This is a genomic window from Mesorhizobium sp. 43Arga, from assembly GCF_053714255.1.
This window is the reverse complement of sequence record NZ_JBSKBO010000045.1, coordinates 1-1139: the sequence shown is the minus strand read 5'-3', so window position 1 is coordinate 1139 and position 1139 is coordinate 1. Positions and strand designations below refer to the sequence as shown.

Below are 1139 nucleotides of genomic sequence, written 5' to 3'. Positions count from 1 at the left end.
TCCACCGTCACGGATTTCGCCAGATTGCGCGGCTGGTCGACGTCGGTGCCCATGAACACGGCGGCGAAATAGGCCAGCATCTGGATCGGCAGCGCATAGATGATCGGCGAGATGATTTCTGGCACGTCCGGCAGGATGATCGTCTCCATCGTCTTGACGCTCACCTGGGCCGCGCCCCTGGCATCGGTGATCAGGATGATCTTGCCGCCGCGCGCCGCCACTTCCTGCATGTTCGACACGGTCTTCTCGAAAATGCGGTCATGCGGCGCAATGACGATGACCGGCATGTTCTCGTCGATCAGCGCGATCGGCCCATGCTTCAATTCGCCCGCCGCATAGCCTTCGGCGTGGATATAGGAGATTTCCTTGAGTTTCAGCGCGCCTTCCATGGCCAGCGGGAAATTGGTGTCGCGGCCGAGATAGAGCACGTCCTTGTAGCGTGACAGTTCGCGCGCGATCCGCTCGATCTGCTCTTCGAGCTTGAGCACCTGGTTGGCATAGCGCGGCGCTTCCGAAAGCGCGCGCACCAGGGTCTTCTCCTGCTCCTTCGAGATCGCGCCGCGCGCCACGCCGGCGCGCACCGCAAGCGAGGCCAGCACCGACAGCTGGCAGGTGAAGGCCTTGGTCGAGGCGACGCCGATCTCGGGGCCGGCCAATGTCGGCAGCACCACGTCGGATTCGCGCGCCATGGTCGATTCGCGCACATTGACGACGGCGCCGATCTTCATGCCGGCCTTGCGGCAGTAGCGCAGCGAGGCCAGCGTGTCGGCGGTCTCGCCCGATTGCGAGATGAAGAAGGCGGCATCGTTGGCCGACAGCGGCATCTCGCGGTAGCGGAACTCCGAGGCGACATCGATGTCGACCGGCAGCCGCGCATAGCGCTCGAACCAGTATTTGCCGATCAGGCCGGCGAGATAGGCGGTGCCGCAGGCCGAAATCGCCAGCCGGCCGATCCTGGCGAAATCGAATGGCAGGTCGAGCGGCTTCGAGACGCCGGAGACGAAATCGACATAATGCGCCAGCGTGTGCGAGATCACTTCGGGCTGTTCATGGATTTCCTTTTCCATGAAATGCCGGCGGTTGCCCTTGTCGACCATGAAGGAGGTCGACAGCGACTGCTGGCGCTTGCGCTCGACCTT

At 63.2% G+C, this 1139-nt stretch carries 1 protein-coding gene; it reads right to left on the bottom strand.

Going from position 1 to position 1139, the window contains the following annotated elements; all coding sequences use genetic code 11:
- On the bottom strand, positions 1–1139 hold a 1139-nt coding region (gene glmS / locus ACWGS8_RS35140), incomplete at both ends, for a glutamine--fructose-6-phosphate transaminase (isomerizing) (protein ID WP_454585202.1).